This window comes from Psychrobacter fjordensis (assembly GCF_904845995.1).
Lineage (GTDB): Bacteria > Pseudomonadota > Gammaproteobacteria > Pseudomonadales > Moraxellaceae > Psychrobacter > Psychrobacter fjordensis.
The window spans coordinates 1096863-1122133 of sequence record NZ_CAJGYP010000001.1; the positions used below are offsets into that span (position 1 = coordinate 1096863).

General features: G+C 45.8%; 9 protein-coding genes, 6 tRNA genes and 9 rRNA genes. 21 read left to right on the forward strand and 3 right to left on the reverse strand.

The annotated features are described in order from the left end of the window. Window positions 1-37 precede the first annotated feature (37 nt). From JMW61_RS04600 to JMW61_RS04685, 18 genes are all read left to right on the forward strand, one after another. Window positions 38-1579 (forward strand): 16S ribosomal RNA (locus JMW61_RS04600). Between the two features lie 89 nt (window positions 1580-1668). Next, window positions 1669-1745, forward strand: a tRNA-Ile gene (locus JMW61_RS04605). Window positions 1746-1753: 8 nt separating this feature from the next. Then, window positions 1754-1829, forward strand: a tRNA-Ala gene (locus JMW61_RS04610). 350 nt (window positions 1830-2179) lie between these two features. After that, window positions 2180-5036, forward strand: a 23S ribosomal RNA gene (locus JMW61_RS04615). Between the two features lie 190 nt (window positions 5037-5226). Continuing rightward, window positions 5227-5341, forward strand: a 5S ribosomal RNA gene (gene rrf, locus JMW61_RS04620). A gap of 591 nt (window positions 5342-5932) precedes the next feature. Continuing rightward, window positions 5933-7471, forward strand: a 16S ribosomal RNA gene (locus tag JMW61_RS04625). An 89-nt stretch (window positions 7472-7560) separates the two neighbouring features. After that, window positions 7561-7637 (forward strand) — tRNA-Ile (locus JMW61_RS04630). Between the two features lie 8 nt (window positions 7638-7645). Continuing rightward, window positions 7646-7721 (forward strand) — tRNA-Ala (locus JMW61_RS04635). Window positions 7722-8070: 349 nt separating this feature from the next. Continuing rightward, window positions 8071-10919: ribosomal RNA gene (locus JMW61_RS04640) — 23S ribosomal RNA — on the forward strand. A 191-nt stretch (window positions 10920-11110) separates the two neighbouring features. Continuing rightward, window positions 11111-11225 (forward strand): 5S ribosomal RNA (rrf, locus tag JMW61_RS04645). Window positions 11226-11817: 592 nt separating this feature from the next. Continuing rightward, a 16S ribosomal RNA gene (locus JMW61_RS04650) occupies window positions 11818-13361 on the forward strand. Window positions 13362-13450: 89 nt separating this feature from the next. Beyond that, window positions 13451-13527 (forward strand) — tRNA-Ile (locus JMW61_RS04655). A gap of 8 nt (window positions 13528-13535) precedes the next feature. Then, a tRNA-Ala gene (locus JMW61_RS04660) sits at window positions 13536-13611 on the forward strand. A gap of 351 nt (window positions 13612-13962) precedes the next feature. Continuing rightward, window positions 13963-16821, forward strand: a 23S ribosomal RNA gene (locus JMW61_RS04665). A gap of 191 nt (window positions 16822-17012) precedes the next feature. Beyond that, a 5S ribosomal RNA gene (rrf, locus tag JMW61_RS04670) occupies window positions 17013-17127 on the forward strand. Together the 16S, 23S and 5S rRNA genes with 6 tRNA genes alongside form the textbook arrangement of a ribosomal RNA operon. A gap of 145 nt (window positions 17128-17272) precedes the next feature. Beyond that, complete coding sequence (locus JMW61_RS04675) at window positions 17273-17620, forward strand: hypothetical protein (RefSeq protein WP_201549781.1); 348 nt, start codon at window positions 17273-17275, stop codon at window positions 17618-17620. An 86-nt stretch (window positions 17621-17706) separates the two neighbouring features. Beyond that, window positions 17707-18348 carry a glutathione S-transferase family protein gene (locus JMW61_RS04680; protein ID WP_201549782.1) on the forward strand — a complete coding sequence of 214 codons (642 nt, stop codon included), beginning with the start codon at window positions 17707-17709 and terminating at the stop codon, window positions 18346-18348. 46 nt (window positions 18349-18394) lie between these two features. Then, entirely contained in the window at window positions 18395-18727 is a 333-nt protein-coding gene (locus tag JMW61_RS04685) for a hypothetical protein (RefSeq protein ID WP_201549783.1), read from the forward strand. Window positions 18728-18920: 193 nt separating this feature from the next. Here the strand turns inward: JMW61_RS04685 and JMW61_RS04690 are convergent, their stop codons facing one another. Then, complete coding sequence (locus JMW61_RS04690) at window positions 18921-20135, reverse strand: IS256 family transposase (protein WP_201549563.1); 1215 nt, start codon at window positions 20133-20135, stop codon at window positions 18921-18923. 404 nt (window positions 20136-20539) lie between these two features. Further along, window positions 20540-20800 carry a DUF1289 domain-containing protein gene (locus JMW61_RS04695; protein WP_201549784.1) on the reverse strand — a complete coding sequence of 87 codons (261 nt, stop codon included), beginning with the start codon at window positions 20798-20800 and terminating at the stop codon, window positions 20540-20542. 198 nt (window positions 20801-20998) lie between these two features. Here JMW61_RS04695 and JMW61_RS04700 point away from each other — a divergent pair, with 198 nt between their 5' ends. From JMW61_RS04700 to JMW61_RS04710, 3 genes are all read left to right on the forward strand, one after another. Beyond that, window positions 20999-21625, forward strand: a complete 627-nt coding sequence (locus tag JMW61_RS04700; RefSeq protein ID WP_201549785.1) for a YqiA/YcfP family alpha/beta fold hydrolase — start codon at window positions 20999-21001, stop codon at window positions 21623-21625. 116 nt (window positions 21626-21741) lie between these two features. Continuing rightward, on the forward strand, window positions 21742-23628 hold the full coding sequence (gene parE, locus JMW61_RS04705) for a DNA topoisomerase IV subunit B (RefSeq protein WP_201549786.1): 1887 nt from the start codon (window positions 21742-21744) through the stop codon (window positions 23626-23628). A gap of 165 nt (window positions 23629-23793) precedes the next feature. Continuing rightward, a complete protein-coding gene (locus JMW61_RS04710; RefSeq protein WP_227687355.1) occupies window positions 23794-24483 on the forward strand; it encodes a lysophospholipid acyltransferase family protein in 690 nt (229 codons plus the stop codon). A gap of 115 nt (window positions 24484-24598) precedes the next feature. Here JMW61_RS04710 and JMW61_RS04715 read toward each other — a convergent pair whose 3' ends face one another. Further along, complete coding sequence (locus tag JMW61_RS04715) at window positions 24599-25267, reverse strand: SDR family NAD(P)-dependent oxidoreductase (RefSeq protein ID WP_110924405.1); 669 nt, start codon at window positions 25265-25267, stop codon at window positions 24599-24601. Window positions 25268-25271: the final 4 nt, after the last annotated feature.

Here is a 25271-nt window from a genome sequence, read left to right on the forward strand (position 1 = left end):
GTTTAGAAGTCTCTTTAAAGGACTTCATAGCAAGATTAAACTGAAGAGTTTGATCATGGCTCAGATTGAACGCTGGCGGCAGGCTTAACACATGCAAGTCGAGCGGAAACGATGATAGCTTGCTATCAGGCGTCGAGCGGCGGACGGGTGAGTAATACTTAGGAATCTACCTAGTAGTGGGGGATAGCACGGGGAAACTCGTATTAATACCGCATACGACCTACGGGAGAAAGGGGGCAGTTTACTGCTCTCGCTATTAGATGAGCCTAAGTCGGATTAGCTAGATGGTGGGGTAAAGGCCTACCATGGCGACGATCTGTAGCTGGTCTGAGAGGATGATCAGCCACACCGGGACTGAGACACGGCCCGGACTCCTACGGGAGGCAGCAGTGGGGAATATTGGACAATGGGGGAAACCCTGATCCAGCCATGCCGCGTGTGTGAAGAAGGCCTTTTGGTTGTAAAGCACTTTAAGCAGTGAAGAAGACTCCGTGGTTAATACCCACGGACGATGACATTAGCTGCAGAATAAGCACCGGCTAACTCTGTGCCAGCAGCCGCGGTAATACAGAGGGTGCAAGCGTTAATCGGAATTACTGGGCGTAAAGGGAGCGTAGGTGGCTCTATAAGTCAGATGTGAAATCCCCGGGCTCAACCTGGGAACTGCATCTGAAACTGTAGAGCTAGAGTATGTGAGAGGAAGGTAGAATTCCAGGTGTAGCGGTGAAATGCGTAGAGATCTGGAGGAATACCGATGGCGAAGGCAGCCTTCTGGCATAATACTGACACTGAGGCTCGAAAGCGTGGGTAGCAAACAGGATTAGATACCCTGGTAGTCCACGCCGTAAACGATGTCTACTAGTCGTTGGGTCCCTTGAGGACTTAGTGACGCAGCTAACGCAATAAGTAGACCGCCTGGGGAGTACGGCCGCAAGGTTAAAACTCAAATGAATTGACGGGGGCCCGCACAAGCGGTGGAGCATGTGGTTTAATTCGATGCAACGCGAAGAACCTTACCTGGTCTTGACATATCTAGAATCCTGCAGAGATGCGGGAGTGCCTTCGGGAATTAGAATACAGGTGCTGCATGGCTGTCGTCAGCTCGTGTCGTGAGATGTTGGGTTAAGTCCCGCAACGAGCGCAACCCTTGTCCTTAGTTACCAGCGGGTTAAGCCGGGAACTCTAAGGATACTGCCAGTGACAAACTGGAGGAAGGCGGGGACGACGTCAAGTCATCATCATGGCCCTTACGACCAGGGCTACACACGTGCTACAATGGTAGGCACAGAGGGCAGCTACACAGCGATGTGATGCGAATCTCAAAAAGCCTATCGTAGTCCAGATTGGAGTCTGCAACTCGACTCCATGAAGTAGGAATCGCTAGTAATCGCGGATCAGAATGCCGCGGTGAATACGTTCCCGGGCCTTGTACACACCGCCCGTCACACCATGGGAGTTGATTGCACCAGAAGTGGATAGCTTAACCTTCGGGGAGGCGTTCACCACGGTGTGGTTGATGACTGGGGTGAAGTCGTAACAAGGTAGCCGTAGGGGAACCTGCGGCTGGATCACCTCCTTATAGATGACATTCGGTCAGCAAGAATTCACAACAAGTTGTTCTTTAGTTTAAGCTAGTATTTATTAGCTTTTGCCTTTGTAGGCATACAAAGGCCTGTAGCTCAGCTGGTTAGAGCACCGTGTTGATAACGCGGGGGTCGGCAGTTCAAGTCTGCCCAGGCCTACCATTATTTACGGGGCCATAGCTCAGTTGGTAGAGCGCCTGCCTTGCACGCAGGAGGTCAACGGTTCGACTCCGTTTGGCTCCACCACTATAAATACGAAACTTTAGATGCTAATAAATAAAATAGGTATTAAATAGAAACAAGTGATTCGCCATTATATTGGCAAGATTACTTCTTTCTGTTTTATACAGAACCTGCTACTCGACGAGAGAGTAGGAACTATTTAAAAACATAGTTATGAGTCTGGGTTAGGAAGAGCGTGTTCACGCGCACTTAACCTTAATAACTCACCTCTTAACGACATCAGTTGTTATCCCAGGGGTGAGTTATTAAAAAAGTAATAAGAGAACTGAATCAAGCGTATAAAATTAGGTGATATCGTTATCATAATTAGATTGTATGACACTTAGAAGTCGAGAGACTACTTGGGGTTGTATGGTCAAGTAATGAAGCGCACATGGTGGATGCCTTGGCAGTCAGAGGCGATGAAAGACGTGACAGCCTGCGATAAGCTTCGGGGAGGCGGCAATATCCTGTGATCCGGAGATTTCTGAATGGGGAAACCCACCTACCATAAGGTAGGTATCTTGTACTTGTACAAGAAGCGAACGAGGGGAAGTGAAACATCTCAGTACCCTTAGGAATAGACATCAAATGAGATTCCCTAGTAGCGGCGAGCGAACGGGGAGAAGCCGATTAATTCTAATGTAGAAGAACAGCGTGGGAAAGCTGACCGTAGTAGGTGATAGTCCTGTATTCGAAACATTAGAGTTAACATATTAAGTAGAGCGGGGCACGAGAAATCCTGTTTGAAGATGGGGGTCCATCCTCCAAGGCTAAATACTCCTGACTGACCGATAGTGAACCAGTACCGTGAGGGAAAGGCGAAAAGAACCCCTGTGAGGGGAGTGAAATAGAACCTGAAACCGTGTGCGTACAAGCAGTAGGAGCTTCAATTTATTGGAGTGACTGCGTACCTTTTGTATAATGGGTCAGCGACTTATATTCTGTAGCAAGGTTAACCGTTTAGGGAGCCGTAGGGAAACCGAGTCTTAATAGGGCGTTTAGTTGCAGGGTATAGACCCGAAACCGAGTGATCTATCCATGAGCAGGTTGAAAGTGCCGTAACAGGCACCGGAGGACCGAACCCACTGTCGTTGAAAAGCCAGGGGATGACTTGTGGATAGGGGTGAAAGGCTAATCAAACTCGGTGATAGCTGGTTCTCCCGAAAGCTATTTAGGTAGCGCCTCGGACGAACACCATTGGGGGTAGAGCACTGTTTCGGCTAGGGGTCATACCGACTTACCAAACCGATGCAAACTCCGAATACCGATGAGTGATATCCGGGAGACACACAGTGGGTGCTAACGTCCATTGTGGAGAGGGAAACAACCCAGACCGCCAGCTAAGGCCCCAAATTCCTAGTTAAGTGGGAAACGAGGTGGGAAGGCATAGACAGCTAGGAGGTTGGCTTAGAAGCAGCCATCCTTTAAAGAAAGCGTAATAGCTCACTAGTCGAGTCGGCCTGCGCGGAAGATGTAACGGGGCTCAAACTAGGAGCCGAAGCTGCGGATTTGAATTTGTTTTCAAGTGGTAGGGGAGCGTTGTGTAAGCCTGTGAAGGTGTGTCGTAAGGCATGCTGGAGGTATCACAAGAGCGAATGCTGACGTGAGTAACGATAATGCGAGTGAAAAGCTCGCACGCCGGAAGATCAAGGGTTCCAGTCCAACGTTAATCGGGGCTGGGTGAGTCGACCCCTAAGGCGAGGCCGAAAGGCGTAGTCGATGGGAAATCAGTTAATATTCTGATACTTGTTTATAATGCGATGGAGGGACGGAGAAGGTTATGTCAGCCTGGCGTTGGTTGTCCAGGTGAAAGGATGTAGGCTTGTGGCTTAGGTAAATCCGGGCTACTACATGGCTGAGATCTGATAGCAAGCTGTACTTGTACAGTGAAGTGGCAAATACCATGCTTCCAGGAAAAGCTTCTAAGCAATAGTTATAAACGAATCGTACCCTAAACCGACACAGGTGATCAGGTAGAGAATACCAAGGCGCTTGAGAGAACTCTGCTGAAGGAACTAGGCAAAATGGTACCGTAACTTCGGGAGAAGGTACGCTGTTGGTGGTGATAGGACACGCTCCTTGAGCTGCTGGCAGTCGCAGATACCAGGCTGCTGCAACTGTTTATTAAAAACACAGCACTCTGCAAACACGAAAGTGGACGTATAGGGTGTGATGTCTGCCCGGTGCTGGAAGGTTAATTGATGGGGTTAGCGTAAGCGAAGCTCTTGATCGAAGCCCCAGTAAACGGCGGCCGTAACTATAACGGTCCTAAGGTAGCGAAATTCCTTGTCGGGTAAGTTCCGACCTGCACGAATGACATAATGATGGCAGCGCTGTCTCCAGCAGAGACTCAGTGAAATCGAAATCGCAGTGAAGATGCTGTGTACCCGCGGCTAGACGGAAAGACCCCGTGAACCTTTACTACAGCTTTACATTGAACTTTGACCTGACTTGTGCAGGATAGGTGGGAGGCTTTGAAGCAGACACGCTAGTGTTTGTGGAGCCAATCTTGAAATACCACCCTGGTCATGTTGGGGTTCTAACTCAGGTATAACAATACCGAGGACAATGTATGGTGGGTAGTTTGACTGGGGCGGTCTCCTCCTAAAGAGTAACGGAGGAGTACGAAGGTGCGCTCAGACCGGTCGGAAATCGGTCGTAGAGTATAAAGGCAAAAGCGCGCTTAACTGCGAGACCCACAAGTCGAGCAGGTACGAAAGTAGGTCTTAGTGATCCGGTGGTTCTGTATGGAAGGGCCATCGCTCAACGGATAAAAGGTACTCTGGGGATAACAGGCTGATACCGCCCAAGAGTTCATATCGACGGCGGTGTTTGGCACCTCGATGTCGGCTCATCTCATCCTAGGGCTGAAGCAGGTCCTAAGGGTATGGCTGTTCGCCATTTAAAGAGGTACGCGAGCTGGGTTTAGAACGTCGTGAGACAGTTCGGTCCCTATCTACCGTGGGCGTTGGAAATTTGAGAGGATCTGCTCCTAGTACGAGAGGACCAGAGTGGACGAACCTCTGGTGTTCGGGTTGTCACGCCAGTGGCATTGCCCGGTAGCTACGTTCGGATGGGATAACCGCTGAAAGCATCTAAGCGGGAAGCCCACCTCAAGATTAGATTTCCCTAAAGAGCCGTTCAAGACTAGGACGTTGATAGGCAGGGTGTGGAAGTGCAGCGATGCATGTAGCTAACCTGTACTAATTGCTCGTTTGGCTTGACCATACAACACCCAAGTGGTTTGTATGCAAGTCTAATTAATCTATCTTGTATAAGCTGTAGTGGCTTATAGAATAAAGAGAGAATATTTCGATATCACCTTTAACCTTGATTCAGTTAGGTTATAAGTTGATCGACTAAAAAGTAAAATTTATAGTCAAACAATAAAAACAACAGACTCATATCTAACCCCTTTGCTGACGACAATAGCGCGATGGCCCCACCTGATCCCTTCCCGAACTCAGAAGTGAAACATCGTTGCGCCAATGGTAGTGTTGATTCGTCCATGTGAGAGTAGGTCATCGTCAGCTCTCTATTCCTAGAAAACCCCCTTTGACTTATGTCAAAGGGGGTTTTCTTTTGCCTGAATCTAAAATTTAAATCGTTGAAAAAGCCAATAAAACAGCCATAACCAAGTTTATTTGAATTAAATTAGAATACCTCTTGACTCAAGATTTAAAGCGTCTATAATACGCCCCTCAACAGGGAGAACTGGCAGTAATTAGGAGATAATTACTTAATTAAAACCCAGTTAACTCATTGAAACGAGATAAAAAAAGAAGTTGACAGACTATTAAAACATGATATGATAGTCAGCTCGCTAAATAGGATAAGCCACATTGGCTATTACTGTTTAGTTAGAATACTAACACTGGACGACAGTGATTAGGCATTATTTAAAAGCATAACTAAAGAACAACTTGTGTGGATTTTTGCTGATTCAGAATGTTAAAAAATAAAGTTGGTTGACTATCCTTTCGATAGAATACTAACTATAAAAATTATCTTTTAAGACAGTAAAAAACTCAAAGTTAATTCATTACGAACATAATTTTTAGCGATTTTGCCAGATTAGATGAGCCAAGTTTAGAAGTCTCTTTAAAGGACTTCATAGCAAGATTAAACTGAAGAGTTTGATCATGGCTCAGATTGAACGCTGGCGGCAGGCTTAACACATGCAAGTCGAGCGGAAACGATGATAGCTTGCTATCAGGCGTCGAGCGGCGGACGGGTGAGTAATACTTAGGAATCTACCTAGTAGTGGGGGATAGCACGGGGAAACTCGTATTAATACCGCATACGACCTACGGGAGAAAGGGGGCAGTTTACTGCTCTCGCTATTAGATGAGCCTAAGTCGGATTAGCTAGATGGTGGGGTAAAGGCCTACCATGGCGACGATCTGTAGCTGGTCTGAGAGGATGATCAGCCACACCGGGACTGAGACACGGCCCGGACTCCTACGGGAGGCAGCAGTGGGGAATATTGGACAATGGGGGAAACCCTGATCCAGCCATGCCGCGTGTGTGAAGAAGGCCTTTTGGTTGTAAAGCACTTTAAGCAGTGAAGAAGACTCCGTGGTTAATACCCACGGACGATGACATTAGCTGCAGAATAAGCACCGGCTAACTCTGTGCCAGCAGCCGCGGTAATACAGAGGGTGCAAGCGTTAATCGGAATTACTGGGCGTAAAGGGAGCGTAGGTGGCTCTATAAGTCAGATGTGAAATCCCCGGGCTCAACCTGGGAACTGCATCTGAAACTGTAGAGCTAGAGTATGTGAGAGGAAGGTAGAATTCCAGGTGTAGCGGTGAAATGCGTAGAGATCTGGAGGAATACCGATGGCGAAGGCAGCCTTCTGGCATAATACTGACACTGAGGCTCGAAAGCGTGGGTAGCAAACAGGATTAGATACCCTGGTAGTCCACGCCGTAAACGATGTCTACTAGTCGTTGGGTCCCTTGAGGACTTAGTGACGCAGCTAACGCAATAAGTAGACCGCCTGGGGAGTACGGCCGCAAGGTTAAAACTCAAATGAATTGACGGGGGCCCGCACAAGCGGTGGAGCATGTGGTTTAATTCGATGCAACGCGAAGAACCTTACCTGGTCTTGACATATCTAGAATCCTGCAGAGATGCGGGAGTGCCTTCGGGAATTAGAATACAGGTGCTGCATGGCTGTCGTCAGCTCGTGTCGTGAGATGTTGGGTTAAGTCCCGCAACGAGCGCAACCCTTGTCCTTAGTTACCAGCGGGTTAAGCCGGGAACTCTAAGGATACTGCCAGTGACAAACTGGAGGAAGGCGGGGACGACGTCAAGTCATCATGGCCCTTACGACCAGGGCTACACACGTGCTACAATGGTAGGTACAGAGGGCAGCTACACAGCGATGTGATGCGAATCTCAAAAAGCCTATCGTAGTCCAGATTGGAGTCTGCAACTCGACTCCATGAAGTAGGAATCGCTAGTAATCGCGGATCAGAATGCCGCGGTGAATACGTTCCCGGGCCTTGTACACACCGCCCGTCACACCATGGGAGTTGATTGCACCAGAAGTGGATAGCTTAACCTTCGGGGAGGCGTTCACCACGGTGTGGTTGATGACTGGGGTGAAGTCGTAACAAGGTAGCCGTAGGGGAACCTGCGGCTGGATCACCTCCTTATAGATGACATTCGGTCAGCAAGAATTCACAACAAGTTGTTCTTTAGTTTAAGCTAGTATTTATTAGCTTTTGCCTTTGTAGGCATACAAAGGCCTGTAGCTCAGCTGGTTAGAGCACCGTGTTGATAACGCGGGGGTCGGCAGTTCAAGTCTGCCCAGGCCTACCATTATTTACGGGGCCATAGCTCAGTTGGTAGAGCGCCTGCCTTGCACGCAGGAGGTCAACGGTTCGACTCCGTTTGGCTCCACCACTATAAATACGAAACTTTAGATGCTAATAAATAAAATAGGTATTAAATAGAAACAAGTGATTCGCCATTATATTGGCAAGATTACTTCTTTCTGTTTTATACAGAACCTGCTACTCGACGAGTAGGAACTATTTAAAAACATAGATATGAGTCTGGGTTAGGAAGAGCGTGTTCACGCGCACTTCTTAACCTTAATAACTCACCTCTTAACGACATCAGTTGTTATCCCAGGGGTGAGTTATTAAAAAAGTAATAAGAGAACTGAATCAAGCGTATAAAATTAGGTGATATCGTTATCATAATTAGATTGTATGACACTTAGAAGTCGAGAGACTACTTGGGGTTGTATGGTCAAGTAATGAAGCGCACATGGTGGATGCCTTGGCAGTCAGAGGCGATGAAAGACGTGACAGCCTGCGATAAGCTTCGGGGAGGCGGCAATATCCTGTGATCCGGAGATTTCTGAATGGGGAAACCCACCTACCATAAGGTAGGTATCTTGTACTTGTACAAGAAGCGAACGAGGGGAAGTGAAACATCTCAGTACCCTTAGGAATAGACATCAAATGAGATTCCCTAGTAGCGGCGAGCGAACGGGGAGAAGCCGATTAATTCTAATGTAGAAGAACAGCGTGGGAAGCTGACCGTAGTAGGTGATAGTCCTGTATTCGAAACATTAGAGTTAACATATTAAGTAGAGCGGGGCACGAGAAATCCTGTTTGAAGATGGGGGACCATCCTCCAAGGCTAAATACTCCTGACTGACCGATAGTGAACCAGTACCGTGAGGGAAAGGCGAAAAGAACCCCTGTGAGGGGAGTGAAATAGAACCTGAAACCGTGTGCGTACAAGCAGTAGGAGCTTCAATTTATTGGAGTGACTGCGTACCTTTTGTATAATGGGTCAGCGACTTATATTCTGTAGCAAGGTTAACCGTTTAGGGAGCCGTAGGGAAACCGAGTCTTAATAGGGCGTTTAGTTGCAGGGTATAGACCCGAAACCGAGTGATCTATCCATGAGCAGGTTGAAAGTGCCGTAACAGGCACCGGAGGACCGAACCCACTGTCGTTGAAAAGCCAGGGGATGACTTGTGGATAGGGGTGAAAGGCTAATCAAACGGTGATAGCTGGTTCTCCCCGAAAGCTATTTAGGTAGCGCCTCGGACGAACACCATTGGGGGTAGAGCACTGTTTCGGCTAGGGGGTCATACCGACTTACCAAACCGATGCAAACTCCGAATACCGATGAGTGATATCCGGGAGACACACAGTGGGTGCTAACGTCCATTGTGGAGAGGGAAACAACCCAGACCGCCAGCTAAGGCCCCAAATTCCTAGTTAAGTGGGAAACGAGGTGGGAAGGCATAGACAGCTAGGAGGTTGGCTTAGAAGCAGCCATCCTTTAAAGAAAGCGTAATAGCTCACTAGTCGAGTCGGCCTGCGCGGAAGATGTAACGGGGCTCAAACTAGGAGCCGAAGCTGCGGATTTGAATTTGTTTTCAAGTGGTAGGGAGCGTTGTGTAAGCCTGTGAAGGTGTGTCGTAAGGCATGCTGGAGGTATCACAAGAGCGAATGCTGACGTGAGTAACGATAATGCGAGTGAAAAGCTCGCACGCCGGAAGATCAAGGGTTCCAGTCCAACGTTAATCGGGGCTGGGTGAGTCGACCCTAAGGCGAGGCCGAAAGGCGTAGTCGATGGGAAATCAGTTAATATTCTGATACTTGTTTATAATGCGATGGAGGGACGGAGAAGGTTATGTCAGCCTGGCGTTGGTTGTCCAGGTGAAAGGATGTAGGCTTGTGGCTTAGGTAAATCCGGGCTACTACATGGCTGAGATCTGATAGCAAGCTGTACTTGTACAGTGAAGTGGCAAATACCATGCTTCCAGGAAAAGCTTCTAAGCAATAGTTATAAACGAATCGTACCCTAAACCGACACAGGTGATCAGGTAGAGAATACCAAGGCGCTTGAGAGAACTCTGCTGAAGGAACTAGGCAAAATGGTACCGTAACTTCGGGAGAAGGTACGCTGTTGGTGGTGATAGGACACGCTCCTTGAGCTGCTGGCAGTCGCAGATACCAGGCTGCTGCAACTGTTTATTAAAAACACAGCACTCTGCAAACACGAAAGTGACGTATAGGGTGTGATGTCTGCCCGGTGCTGGAAGGTTAATTGATGGGGTTAGCGTAAGCGAAGCTCTTGATCGAAGCCCCAGTAAACGGCGGCCGTAACTATAACGGTCCTAAGGTAGCGAAATTCCCTGTCGGGTAAGTTCCGACCTGCACGAATGACATAATGATGGCAGCGCTGTCTCCAGCAGAGACTCAGTGAAATCGGAATCGCAGTGAAGATGCTGTGTACCCGCGGCTAGACGGAAAGACCCCGTGAACCTCTACTACAGCTTTACATTGAACTTTGACCTGACTTGTGCAGGACAGGTGGGAGGCTTTGAAGCAGACACGCTTGTGTTTGTGGAGCCAATCTTGAAATACCACCCTGGTCATGTTGGGGTTCTAACTCAGGTATAACAATACCGAGGACAATGTATGGTGGGTAGTTTGACTGGGGCGGTCTCCTCCTAAAGAGTAACGGAGGAGTACGAAGGTGCGCTCAGACCGGTCGGAAATCGGTCGTAGAGTATGCAAAAGCGCGCTTAACTGCGAGACCCACAAGTCGAGCAGGTACGAAAGTAGGTCTTAGTGATCCGGTGGTTCTGTATGGAAGGGCCATCGCTCAACGGATAAAAGGTACTCTGGGGATAACAGGCTGATACCGCCCAAGAGTTCATATCGACGGCGGTGTTTGGCACCTCGATGTCGGCTCATCTCATCCTAGGGCTGAAGCAGGTCCTAAGGGTATGGCTGTTCGCCATTTAAAGAGGTACGCGAGCTGGGTTTAGAACGTCGTGAGACAGTTCGGTCCCTATCTACCGTGGGCGTTGGAAATTTGAGAGGATCTGCTCCTAGTACGAGAGGACCAGAGTGGACGAACCTCTGGTGTTCGGGTTGTCACGCCAGTGGCATTGCCCGGTAGCTACGTTCGGATGGGATAACCGCTGAAAGCATCTAAGCGGGAAGCCCACCTCAAGATTAGATTTCCCTAAAGAGCCGTTCAAGACTAGGACGTTGATAGGCAGGGTGTGGAAGTGCAGCGATGCATGTAGCTAACCTGTACTAATTGCTCGTTTGGCTTGACCATACAACACCCAAGTGGTTTGTATACAAGTCTAATTAATCTATCTTGTATAAGCTGTAGTGGCTTATAGAATAAAGAGAGAATATTTCGATATCACCTTTAACCTTGATTCAGTTAGGTTATAAGTTGATCGACTAAAAAGTAAAATTTATAGTCAAACAATAAAAACAACAGACTCATATCTAACCCCCTTTGCTGACGACAATAGCGCGATGGCCCCACCTGATCCCTTCCCGAACTCAGAAGTGAAACATCGTTGCGCCAATGGTAGTGTGGATTCGTCCATGTGAGAGTAGGTCATCGTCAGCTCTCTATTCCTAGAAAACCCCCTTTGACTTATGTCAAAGGGGGTTTTCTTTTGCCTGAATCTAAAATTTAAATCGTTGAAAAAGCCAATAAAACAGCCATAACCAAGTTTATTTGAATTAAATTAGAATACCTCTTGACTCAAGATTTAAAGCGTCTATAATACGCCCCTCAACAGGGAGAACTGGCAGTAATTAGGAGATAATTACTTAATTAAAACCCAGTTAACTCATTGAAACGAGATAAAAAAAGAAGTTGACAGACTATTAAAACATGATATGATAGTCAGCTCGCTAAATAGGATAAGCCACATTGGCTATGACTGTTTAGTTAGAATACTAACACTGGACGACAGTGATTAGGCATTATTTAAAAGCATAACTAAAGAACAACTTGTGTGGATTTTTGCTGATTCAGAATGTTAAAAAATAAAGTTGGTTGACTATCTTTTCGATAGAATTCTAACTATAAAAATTATCATTTAAGACAGTAAAAAAACTCAAAGTTAATTCATTACGAACATAATTTTTAGCGATTTTGCCAGATTAGATGAGCCAAGTTTAGAAGTCTCTTTAAAGGACTTCATAGCAAGATTAAACTGAAGAGTTTGATCATGGCTCAGATTGAACGCTGGCGGCAGGCTTAACACATGCAAGTCGAGCGGAAACGATGATAGCTTGCTATCAGGCGTCGAGCGGCGGACGGGTGAGTAATACTTAGGAATCTACCTAGTAGTGGGGGATAGCACGGGGAAACTCGTATTAATACCGCATACGACCTACGGGAGAAAGGGGGCAGTTTACTGCTCTCGCTATTAGATGAGCCTAAGTCGGATTAGCTAGATGGTGGGGTAAAGGCCTACCATGGCGACGATCTGTAGCTGGTCTGAGAGGATGATCAGCCACACCGGGACTGAGACACGGCCCGGACTCCTACGGGAGGCAGCAGTGGGGAATATTGGACAATGGGGGAAACCCTGATCCAGCCATGCCGCGTGTGTGAAGAAGGCCTTTTGGTTGTAAAGCACTTTAAGCAGTGAAGAAGACTCCGTGGTTAATACCCACGGACGATGACATTAGCTGCAGAATAAGCACCGGCTAACTCTGTGCCAGCAGCCGCGGTAATACAGAGGGTGCAAGCGTTAATCGGAATTACTGGGCGTAAAGGGAGCGTAGGTGGCTCTATAAGTCAGATGTGAAATCCCCGGGCTCAACCTGGGAACTGCATCTGAAACTGTAGAGCTAGAGTATGTGAGAGGAAGGTAGAATTCCAGGTGTAGCGGTGAAATGCGTAGAGATCTGGAGGAATACCGATGGCGAAGGCAGCCTTCTGGCATAATACTGACACTGAGGCTCGAAAGCGTGGGTAGCAAACAGGATTAGATACCCTGGTAGTCCACGCCGTAAACGATGTCTACTAGTCGTTGGGTCCCTTGAGGACTTAGTGACGCAGCTAACGCAATAAGTAGACCGCCTGGGGAGTACGGCCGCAAGGTTAAAACTCAAATGAATTGACGGGGGCCCGCACAAGCGGTGGAGCATGTGGTTTAATTCGATGCAACGCGAAGAACCTTACCTGGTCTTGACATATCTAGAATCCTGCAGAGATGCGGGAGTGCCTTCGGGAATTAGAATACAGGTGCTGCATGGCATGGCTGTCGTCAGCTCGTGTCGTGAGATGTTGGGTTAAGTCCCGCAACGAGCGCAACCCTTGTCCTTAGTTACCAGCGGGTTAAGCCGGGAACTCTAAGGATACTGCCAGTGACAAACTGGAGGAAGGCGGGGACGACGTCAAGTCATCATGGCCCTTACGACCAGGGCTACACACGTGCTACAATGGTAGGTACAGAGGGCAGCTACACAGCGATGTGATGCGAATCTCAAAAAGCCTATCGTAGTCCAGATTGGAGTCTGCAACTCGACTCCATGAAGTAGGAATCGCTAGTAATCGCGGATCAGAATGCCGCGGTGAATACGTTCCCGGGCCTTGTACACACCGCCCGTCACACCATGGGAGTTGATTGCACCAGAAGTGGATAGCTTAACCTTCGGGGAGGCGTTCACCACGGTGTGGTTGATGACTGGGGTGAAGTCGTAACAAGGTAGCCGTAGGGGAACCTGCGGCTGGATCACCTCCTTATAGATGACATTCGGTCAGCAAGAATTCACAACAAGTTGTTCTTTAGTTTAAGCTAGTATTTATTAGCTTTTGCCTTTGTAGGCATACAAAGGCCTGTAGCTCAGCTGGTTAGAGCACCGTGTTGATAACGCGGGGGTCGGCAGTTCAAGTCTGCCCAGGCCTACCATTATTTACGGGGCCATAGCTCAGTTGGTAGAGCGCCTGCCTTGCACGCAGGAGGTCAACGGTTCGACTCCGTTTGGCTCCACCACTATAAATACGAAACTTTAGATGCTAATAAATAAAATAGGTATTAAATAGAAACAAGTGATTCGCCATTATATTGGCAAGATTACTTCTTTCTGTTTTATACAGAACCTGCTACTCGACGAGAGAGTAGGAACTATTTAAAAACATAGATATGAGTCTGGGTTAGGAAGAGCGTGTTCACGCACTTCTTAACCTTAATAACTCACCTCTTAACGACATCAGTTGTTATCCCAGGGGTGAGTTATTAAAAAAGTAATAAGAGAACTGAATCAAGCGTATAAAATTAGGTGATATCGTTATCATAATTAGATTGTACGACACTTAGAAGTCGAGAGACTACTTGGGGTTGTATGGTCAAGTAATGAAGCGCACATGGTGGATGCCTTGGCAGTCAGAGGCGATGAAAGACGTGACAGCCTGCGATAAGCTTCGGGGGAGGCGGCAATATCCTGTGATCCGGAGATTTCTGAATGGGGAAACCCACCTACCATAAGGTAGGTATCTTGTACTTGTACAAGAAGCGAACGAGGGGAAGTGAAACATCTCAGTACCCTTAGGAATAGACATCAAATGAGATTCCCTAGTAGCGGCGAGCGAACGGGGAGAAGCCGATTAATTCTAATGTAGAAGAACAGCGTGGGAAAGCTGACCGTAGTAGGTGATAGTCCTGTATTCGAAACATTAGAGTTAACATATTAAGTAGAGCGGGGCACGAGAAATCCTGTTTGAAGATGGGGGACCATCCTCCAAGGCTAAATACTCCTGACTGACCGATAGTGAACCAGTACCGTGAGGGAAAGGCGAAAAGAACCCCTGTGAGGGGAGTGAAATAGAACCTGAAACCGTGTGCGTACAAGCAGTAGGAGCTTCAATTTATTGGAGTGACTGCGTACCTTTTGTATAATGGGTCAGCGACTTATATTCTGTAGCAAGGTTAACCGTTTAGGGAGCCGTAGGGAAACCGAGTCTTAATAGGGCGTTTAGTTGCAGGGTATAGACCCGAAACCGAGTGATCTATCCATGAGCAGGTTGAAAGTGCCGTAACAGGCACCGGAGGACCGAACCCACTGTCGTTGAAAAGCCAGGGGATGACTTGTGGATAGGGGTGAAAGGCTAATCAAACTCGGTGATAGCTGGTTCTCCCCGAAAGCTATTTAGGTAGCGCCTCGGACGAACACCATTGGGGGTAGAGCACTGTTTCGGCTAGGGGGTCATACCGACTTACCAAACCGATGCAAACTCCGAATACCGATGAGTGATATCCGGGAGACACACAGTGGGTGCTAACGTCCATTGTGGAGAGGGAAACAACCCAGACCGCCAGCTAAGGCCCCAAATTCCTAGTTAAGTGGGAAACGAGGTGGGAAGGCATAGACAGCTAGGAGGTTGGCTTAGAAGCAGCCATCCTTTAAAGAAAGCGTAATAGCTCACTAGTCGAGTCGGCCTGCGCGGAAGATGTAACGGGGCTCAAACTAGGAGCCGAAGCTGCGGATTTGAATTTGTTTTCAAGTGGTAGGGGAGCGTTGTGTAAGCCTGTGAAGGTGTGTCGTAAGGCATGCTGGAGGTATCACAAGAGCGAATGCTGACGTGAGTAACGATAATGCGAGTGAAAAGCTCGCACGCCGGAAGATCAAGGGTTCCAGTCCAACGTTAATCGGGGCTGGGTGAGTCGACCCTAAGGCGAGGCCGGAAGGCGTAGTCGATGGGAAATCAGTTAATATTCTGATACTTGTTTATAATGCGATGGAGGGACGGAGAAGGTTATGTCAGCCTGGCGTTGGTTGTCCAGGTGAAAGGATGTAGGCTTGTGGCTTAGGTAAATCCGGGCTACTACATGGCTGAGATCTGATAGCAAGCTGTACTTGTACAGTGAAGTGGCAAATACCATGCTTCCAGGAAAAGCTTCTAAGCAATAGTTATAAACGAATCGTACCCTAAACCGACACAGGTGATCAGGTAGAGAATACCAAGGCGCTTGAGAGAACTCTGCTGAAGGAACTAGGCAAAATGGCACCGTAACTTCGGGAGAAGGTACGCTGTTGGTGGTGATAGGACACGCTCCTTGAGCTGCTGGCAGTCGCAGATACCAGGCTGCTGCAACTGTTTATTAAAAACACAGCACTCTGCAAACACGAAAGTGGACGTATAGGGTGTGATGTCTGCCCGGTGCTGGAAGGTTAATTGATGGGGTTAGCGTAAGCGAAGCTCTTGATCGAAGCCCCAGTAAACGGCGGCCGTAACTATAACGGTCCTAAGGTAGCGAAATTCCTTGTCGGGTAAGTTCCGACCTGCACGAATGACATAATGATGGCAGCGCTGTCTCCAGCAGAGACTCAGTGAAATCGAAATCGCAGTGAAGATGCTGTGTACCCGCGGCTAGACGGAAAGACCCCGTGAACCTTTACTACAGCTTTACATTGAACTTTGACCTGACTTGTGCAGGATAGGTGGGAGGCTTTGAAGCAGACACGCTAGTGTTTGTGGAGCCAATCTTGAAATACCACCCTGGTCATGTTGGGGTTCTAACTCAGGTATAACAATACCGAGGACAATGTATGGTGGGTAGTTTGACTGGGGCGGTCTCCTCCTAAAGAGTAACGGAGGAGTACGAAGGTGCGCTCAGACCGGTCGGAAATCGGTCGTAGAGTATAAAGGCAAAAGCGCGCTTAACTGCGAGACCCACAAGTCGAGCAGGTACGAAAGTAGGTCTTAGTGATCCGGTGGTTCTGTATGGAAGGGCCATCGCTCAACGGATAAAAGGTACTCTGGGGATAACAGGCTGATACCGCCCAAGAGTTCATATCGACGGCGGTGTTTGGCACCTCGATGTCGGCTCATCTCATCCTAGGGCTGAAGCAGGTCCTAAGGGTATGGCTGTTCGCCATTTAAAGAGGTACGCGAGCTGGGTTTAGAACGTCGTGAGACAGTTCGGTCCCTATCTACCGTGGGCGTTGGAAATTTGAGAGGATCTGCTCCTAGTACGAGAGGACCAGAGTGGACGAACCTCTGGTGTTCGGGTTGTCACGCCAGTGGCATTGCCCGGTAGCTACGTTCGGATGGGATAACCGCTGAAAGCATCTAAGCGGGAAGCCCACCTCAAGATTAGATTTCCCTAAAGAGCCGTTCAAGACTAGGACGTTGATAGGCAGGGTGTGGAAGTGCAGCGATGCATGTAGCTAACCTGTACTAATTGCTCGTTTGGCTTGACCATACAACACCCAAGTGGTTTGTATACAAGTCTAATTAATCTATCTTGTATAAGCTGTAGTGGCTTATAGAATAAAGAGAGAATATTTCGATATCACCTTTAACCTTGATTCAGTTAGGTTATAAGTTGATCGACTAAAAAGTAAAATTTATAGTCAAACAATAAAAACAACAGACTCATATCTAACCCCCTTTGCTGACGACAATAGCGCGATGGCCCCACCTGATCCCTTCCCGAACTCAGAAGTGAAACATCGTTGCGCCAATGGTAGTGTGGATTCGTCCATGTGAGAGTAGGTCATCGTCAGCTCTCTATTCAAAGTTAAACCCCCAATGCTCACGCGTTGGGGGTTTTCTTTTGCCTGGGGGTTGGATCAAATTAACGAGGAATGGTGTGGTATTATCTATTAATACCTAACAGTCACCTTCACTTATTATTTATTTTGGAGCATATCATGGGCATTTCATTCTACTACACTGCAGAGCGTACTACTCCTTTAACCCTTCAAGAGCAAGAAGAGGTTGCATCAATCATTGGTAAATATAATGACAACTTTGAGCACACAGAAGATGCTGAGTCTTTTGATCTTTACGCCTATGATGATAGTGAGTCAGAGGTAATATTAGCAGGTGCCACGAAAATATCTTCTAGCATGGATGTTGAGGATCTTATATATACGCTTGGTCATTGGCTAGAATGTTTGACTGATATCCGTCTTGCGGTGACTGATGCAGATTGGCATGTACATTTAGACGATACTGATGCAGTTTGGGTAGATGATAAATGGCAGATGGAAGAATAACTTATTAGTATCAGGTAGAGTGTGCCGTTCATTGTTAAGATGATCAGCTGTTATAAGTCTCTATTAATCTTAAGGTGAGGTCTACTTTGCTTAAGCTTTATTATTACCCAAACAATGCTAGCTTAGCACCACATTTTCTACTTCATCATGTAAAAGCAGATTACGAGTTAGTACTTGTCGAACGAGAGAGTGAAGGTCACAAATCAGCTGACTATTTGAAGCTAAATCCTGCTGGGCGTATTCCAACGCTGGTTGATGACGAGCAGCCAATTTTTGAAAGTCCTGCTATTTGCATTCATATTTGTGAATTATATCCAAAATATGAGTTAATGCCACCTATTGGCGATCCTAGACGACCGCTATTTTTTCAATGGATTGCATTCTTGAATAATACGTTACAAGCGGAATTGATGGTTCGTTATTATCCACATCGCCATACTAACGACGAAAGCAATATACCCAATATTATATCTGCTCAAGATGATCGTATTGGAGAGGCATTGTCTATAATAGACAATCAGCTTGATTCTAATGATTTCTTGCTTGGTGAAAAACTATCGGCATGTGACTATTTCTTATTTATGTTGGCGGAGTGGTCATTAGTATTGGAGAAATCACCGATAGACTATACCAACTTGGTGGTGTATCTAAATCGATTAAGTGAAAATCCTACTATAAAAGCAGTATGTGAGTTTGAAAAAATAGATCTGACGCCATTCAAAAGGTAGTCATGATAAGTTGTTTGAATCAGGCTTTATTCTTCAGGAGTTAGATGTGAATATAGATTCTTTAGCTTTATATATGACTTTTTTAGGTCTTCTTGCTGCTATTTATCAGTTGAGACAAAATTTTCTACAGCAGAGAACGATATTTGCAGATTCAATAAGTAAAGAATATCGCGATATAATACAGCGTATACCTTATAAAGCATTAATTGGTGAAGAGCTTGGTTTATCTGAGGCTAATGCTGTTCATAATGAAGTATATAATTATATGGATTTATGCAACGAACAAATTTATTTACGTAGGTCTAATAGAGTTAGTAAAAAAAACTTGGGACAATTGGCAAGAAGGTATGAGTACAAACTTTGGCTTAAAAGCATTTAATGATACTTTAATTGAGGTGTTTGAAAAATTACCCTCTAACTTTAGTGAGCTACAAAGAGTTAAGGCATCCGATTTTAAAACTGATCCAGTAAAATGGTAAAACGTATAATAACTTATTGAAATAAATATCAGGTTAAGAAGGGAAAGCTTATGTCCATCTGGGAGACCATCCCAGATTCTGTGTAACTGCCCTTTAGATTAAATGCCTGCTGATACGATCATCAAACATAATCATAAAGCGATTAAGAGCAGCCGTCCAGTTACGAATCGGCATCGACCACTTTTTGGATGCCTGCTGGGTTGCCAAGTACACCACTTTAAACGCCGCCTGGTCAGACGGGAACACCTTACGCTTATTCACCGCTGTCCGAATCACGCTGTTTAGCGACTCAATCGCATTAGTGGTATAAATCGCTTTCCTGATGTCTTTAGGATACTCAAAGAACACCGTTAAGCCCTCCCAATTGCTGCGCCAAGACTTGATCACGTGCGGGTATTTATCACCCCACACCTCATCAAAGTGCTCAAGATTGGCCTCTGCTATCTCAAGCGTATCAGCGCCGTAGATGGCCTTTAAGTCAGCCGCTACTGCCTTCTTATCCGTCCATGGTACAAACTTCATGGAATAACGCACCATGTGTACGATACACAGCTGAACCTGAGCGTTGGGGTAGACGGTGTTAATGGCATCAGGGAAGCCCTTTAAGCCGTCGACACAGGCAATGAAGATATCTTGTACCCCGCGGTTTTGTAGTTCAGTGAGAACGCCTAGCCAGAACTTAGCGCCTTCATTCTCTGATAACCACATACCAAGCAGCTCTTTTTTACCATCAAGAGCAACACCTAGCGCTAAGTAAATGGCTTTGTTGATAATCTGCTTATCTTGACGTACTTTGACGACAATGCAGTCTAGATAGACAATAGGATAAACACTGCTCAGCGGCCGGTTCTGCCAAGCGGTGATGTCCTCTAATATGTTATCGGTGACTCTTGAGACAAGAGAGCTTGAGATGTCGACATCGTAGAGCTCTTTAATGCTCTCTACGATCTCGGTGGTGGTTTGACCCTTAGCGTAAAGGAATATGATTTTATCATCAAGACCTGAGATACGGGTTTGATGCTTACTAACGAGTACAGGCTCAAAGCTGCCACCGCGGTCTCTTGGGGTGGAGATCTCAAGGTCACCTGTGTCACTGCGGACGGTCTTTTTAGTGTGCCCGTTACGCTTATTAGGTTTATCCGCCTTTTCATGTTTGGGGTAGCCGAGATGGTCTTCCATCTCAGCCTCTAAGGCAGTATCGATAAAGGATTGCATGAGCTGCTTTTGGAAGTCTTTGATGTCATCAAAGCTATTCATGCTACCAGCCATTTGCTCGGCCAGTTTTTTAATGTCAGATTGAGTAGCCATTGCTTATTCTCCGGTTAGTGGATTATAAGCAGTTACACAGTTTTTAGGAAAGGCTCCCATCTGGTCACTGGTTCTAATATCATTTTTGCATATTACAATTGGTGGGGCTTTTTCACTTGGTTTTCTTCTTCATATTTGTGCCGAAAATAGTCCAACTTTATCCAAATTTGAAAATACGGTTTTGTTTACCTTACTTATCGCATATTCAGCATCTCTGTTAGTAAGTATTGGACTGGCTATTTACTTTTATGTGGTACTTGATAACGAGTCATATTACTTGTGCTTTTCACTATCATGGAGCTTACTCATATTGCTTTTAGGGTATTGGATATATATTTCAGCCAAATTTACTTAATAAATATTTTTAGTTTGAACTGTCTACCATCTACGACAGTTTTTCTCTGTCAAAATAATTCACCTATCTCTATTATTTCTTCAAAATTAAATCCTAATTGTTCGCCTTTGCGTTGCCTCATCTGTTCGATGCGTAGCTTACGTCCAGAGACTAGTCGTAGCACCTCGCGACGCTGTTCAGTCGTCATATCATGCCATAACTGACGCTCGGTCCGACTACGCAAGCAGCCAAAGCAATAGCCTTTTTTATTGCTTTGGCATACACCAATGCATGGATTGGCAATCTCGAACAGTTCAAACTGCTGATTCATGGCGACTCCATTGCTATTATCGTTATTCCTTTAACTTGCCTAATTTATTGTCTAGCCTCATTGCAAAACATTATTATGTCGCAAATGCTGAATAATAGTGTGCCATTTTATTGTTATAATTTTTGTTTAGCGGGTGCTATGCTTAGCTCTAATGGCTATATAAGATAATCATAACAAAATTAATAAGAGAGATGATACGTGAACATTATTTATATTCATGGATTAGACAGTGATGCCAATTCTACTAAAGGAGTACTGTTAGAAAAATATTGTCAGCTGTATCATCCTGATATCAGCGTATATCGCCCTGATCTGAATAGTGCTCCTGAGCAAGTTTTTGAGCAGCTAGTCAAGTTGGTAACTCAATTAAATAGAGATGCTGAAACGGTACTGATAGGTAGCTCGTTAGGTGGCTACTTTTCTACTCTAGTGAGTAATCATACAGGCTGTGCGGCTTTACTGCTAAATCCTAGTACGCAGCCACATATCACGTTGCAACGCTTTGCTAGTGAATCGTCTTCAACGGCTAGTGGAGAAAGTAAAATATTGAACAATGAGATTTTACATACAACAGCGGGTGGTTGGCATATTACTCATTCAGATTTGCAATGGTTTGCAGCACATCCTTTAGGATCGATTAACTATCCTAATAAAATGGCGGTCTTTATCAAAGAGGGTGATGAGCTTCTGAATCCGTATTTATCAAGAGATTTTTATAGAGGGCTTGATGCACGGGTTACTTTGCAGGAAGGTGGCGATCATCGCTTTAGTGACTTTCGGGATCAGCTGCCGATGGTGATGGATATCCTACAGAATTTAGTATAAGCCTAAATAGACGACATTATATGACGTGAGCGACGGACTATTAGCGTTACCGTCGCTATTTTTCGTTATAATGGCTTAATAGAATTAATCGTACATGAATAATTAAGGATGCATTTGTGAGTCAATATAATGCGCAATCGTTAGAAGTTTTAGAAGGACTTGAGCCAGTACGCCGTCGCCCAGGGATGTATACCGATACCACGCGCCCTAACCATTTGGCACAAGAGGTTATCGATAACTCAGTTGATGAAGCATTGGCTGGTCATGCAAAGACTATCAAGGTTCAGTTGTATAGTGATGGGTCATTGTCCGTCGAAGATGACGGTCGCGGTATGCCGACTGATATCCATCCAGAGTTTAATCAATCAGGTATTGAGCTGATTTTAACCCGTTTACATGCCGGTGGTAAATTTTCGACCTCCAATTATGAGGTTTCTGGCGGCCTGCATGGCGTGGGTATCTCTGTCGTCAATGCCCTATCAACACGGGTCGAGGTCACGGTATGGCGTGATAGCACACAGTTTGATATGGCGTTTGAAAATGGTGCGCCAGTAACGCCTTTGACTGAGGCCGTCAGCTCGAACAAGCGTAAGCGCGGTACCAAAGTACATTTTTGGGCCGATGGTAGTTTCTTTGATTCACCGAAATTTAATGTTAAACAGCTCAAGCATAACTTGAAAGCTAAGGCAGTTTTGGCCGCTGGGCTAACGATTGAGTTCACCGATGAGATTAATAATGAAAAAGTTGTGTGGCAATTTACCGATGGGGTGGTTGAGTATTTAAACGAGCAACTAGACGGTCTTGAGACCTTGCCGGAAGCACCGTTTTATTATAACTATGAGGCAAAAAGTGGCGAGCGAGCAGGTATTACCTTTGCGTTGTCTTGGTTGCCTGATGGTGGGACGCCGATTCAAGAAAGCTATGTAAACCTGATTCCGACGGCTCAGGGTGGTACACACGTCAATGGATTGCGCACTGGTATTTTGGAAGCCTTGCGTGAGTTTTGTGATATTCATAACTTATTGCCACGTAGTGTAAAACTGACAGCAGAAGATGTATGGGATGGAGTGAACTATATCCTGTCACTTAAGTTTTCTGAGCCACAGTTCTCTGGTCAAACCAAGGAGCGTTTATCTAGTCGCGAAGCTGCTGGAGCGGTTCAGACCTTGGCGAAAGATGCTTTTAGTTTATGGCTAAACCAAAATGCAGACATGGGGACTCAAATTGCAGAGTTGGCTATCAATAAGGCAGGTCGCCGTCTTAAGTCTGCTAAAAAAGTTGCTCGTAAAAAGATAACGCAAGGGCCTGCATTGCCGGGTAAATTGGCAGATTGCCGCGGTGATTTACGCGATGGGGCAGAGCTATTCTTGGTAGAAGGAGACTCTGCTGGTGGTAGTGCTAAGCAAGCTCGAGATCGTCATTATCAAGCGATATTACCGCTGCGTGGAAAGATTTTAAACACGTGGGAAGTATCATCCGATACGGTACTTTCAAGCCAAGAGATTCATGATATCGCGATTGCTATCGGTGTCGATCCTGCTTCTGATGATTTATCTGAGCTGCGTTACGACAAAGTATGTATTTTAGCGGATGCTGACTCTGATGGTTTACATATTGCGACATTGATTTGCGCTTTATTTGTGAAGCATTTTCCTGCATTGGTTGATGCGGGTCATTTGTTTGTAGCGATGCCGCCTTTGTACCGAGTTGATGTAGGCAAAGAGGTTCACTATGCGTTAGATGAGCCTGAGCTTGAGCATATCTTGGCTAATGTACCGGGCAATAAAAAAGCTCAAATTACCCGTTTTAAGGGATTGGGTGAAATGAGTGCAGAGCAGTTGCGTGAAACAACTATGAACCGTGATACTCGACGTTTGGTTCAGTTAGACATGGACGATATGGTGCTTACTAATAGTGTCATGGATATGTTGCTCGCGAAAAAACGCGCATCTGATCGCAAGTCATGGCTTGAGAATAAAGGGAACTTGGCTAATATTCCATAAATGCCTTTGTTAGTTTGTTCGCTATAATCGTACTTATTTATAGACATCTCATGAATGCTAATTTATAAATAGAGGGTTTATTAGGCAATAAAAGCTGATAAAACGCAACTTAGTCGCATAAGCTTAATGCTATTATATAAGTATCTTTTATTATATGGTGCCATCATGACATCAAAGTTTTCCAATCGCTCTAAAGCTTCTTCGTCTAAGCGATCTAAGATTTTACCCAAGCTCAGTAGAGCGCAGCTAGGTGATTTAGTTCCAAGACGTGGTAATAAAATTGCACCTCTCATTGCGTCAACCATGTTAAAAGCATCGGGATGGACGACCGTTGGTGAGATACCAAATATTTCGCAGGCGGTGGTATTAGCGCTACCGCACACCTCTAATGTCGATGGTGTGTATGCGATACCCAGTCTGTTTGCGCTAGATCTCCAGATTAGTATTATGGGTAAGCATACTTTATTTAAAGTACCAGTCCTTGCGCAACTACTACGCTGGATGGGCATTATCCCTATTGATCGTGGTAACAAGGGTTCGGTGCTGCAATCAAGTATTGATAAGTTCAAAACGGGTGAGCCATTGTTTTTAGGGTTGTCACCAGAGGGTACGCGCCAATACACTGAGAGTTGGAAAACAGGGTTTTATTATTTAGCGTTGGGTGCGGGTGTGCCGATTTTACCAGTCGCTATGGATTACAATACCAAAGAGATACGCTTTATGTCTCTGGTCTATCCTAGTGGAGATATCGATGCTGACTTGCCAAAAATCTATGAGCAATATGAAGGTGTGATTCCAAGATATCCTGAGCGTCTATCGCAGCCTCTACAAGACGTGAATGACTCAGCTAGTTAAAAAACCTTAAAGCCGTGATTATAATAGCTCTTATTCAAAAACCCCCTGATATACATATATTAAGGGGTTTTTCTCTGTAAACATTAAGAGTGTTTTCTAAGATTTCTTAATTGGTCTAATTTGTGAAGGTGCTAACCCCGCCATCGACAGGTAAGTTCAAACCCGTAATAATAGCCGCGTCATCGCTGGCTAGAAACATCACAGCCGCTGTCACGTCGAAAGGAGTGGCTGTTTTTCCCAGTGGAGAGTGAGTAACGAATGGATTTGAACTGACATCTGTTGTGACGAACCCAGCAGTGACCGCATTGATACGCACGTTATTTGGTATATTTTCTAATGCCAGTTTCTTTGTAAGTTCGGTCAACTTACTTTGTTCTGCTTTATACGTGTCAATACTCCAGTCTGCTGACAGATCAGTCAGTGCTGATATATTAACAATATTACCTTTTGTTTTTATTAGCTCTGGAATGACTGACTGATGAATGCCGACAGCAGTGTCTATATTGACCATGACATCAATATGATTATACTTCTCGAGTACATGCTCTACTAATCTTGCCGTTTGGGTTGGATCGTTGATATCACTGGTCACGGTAAGGTGGTTACCTGTGTTGATCCATGTATGGTCTTGTGGCAGATCTTCGTAGATGTATCCTAAGATATCAGAATTAATACCAACAATGATACAGTTAGCTCCTTCTTGTGCGAATCGCAGCGCGGTTGCCCGACCGATATCTGAATCTGCGCCTGTTATGATGACGGTCTTTTCTTTAAAGCGCTTCATATTG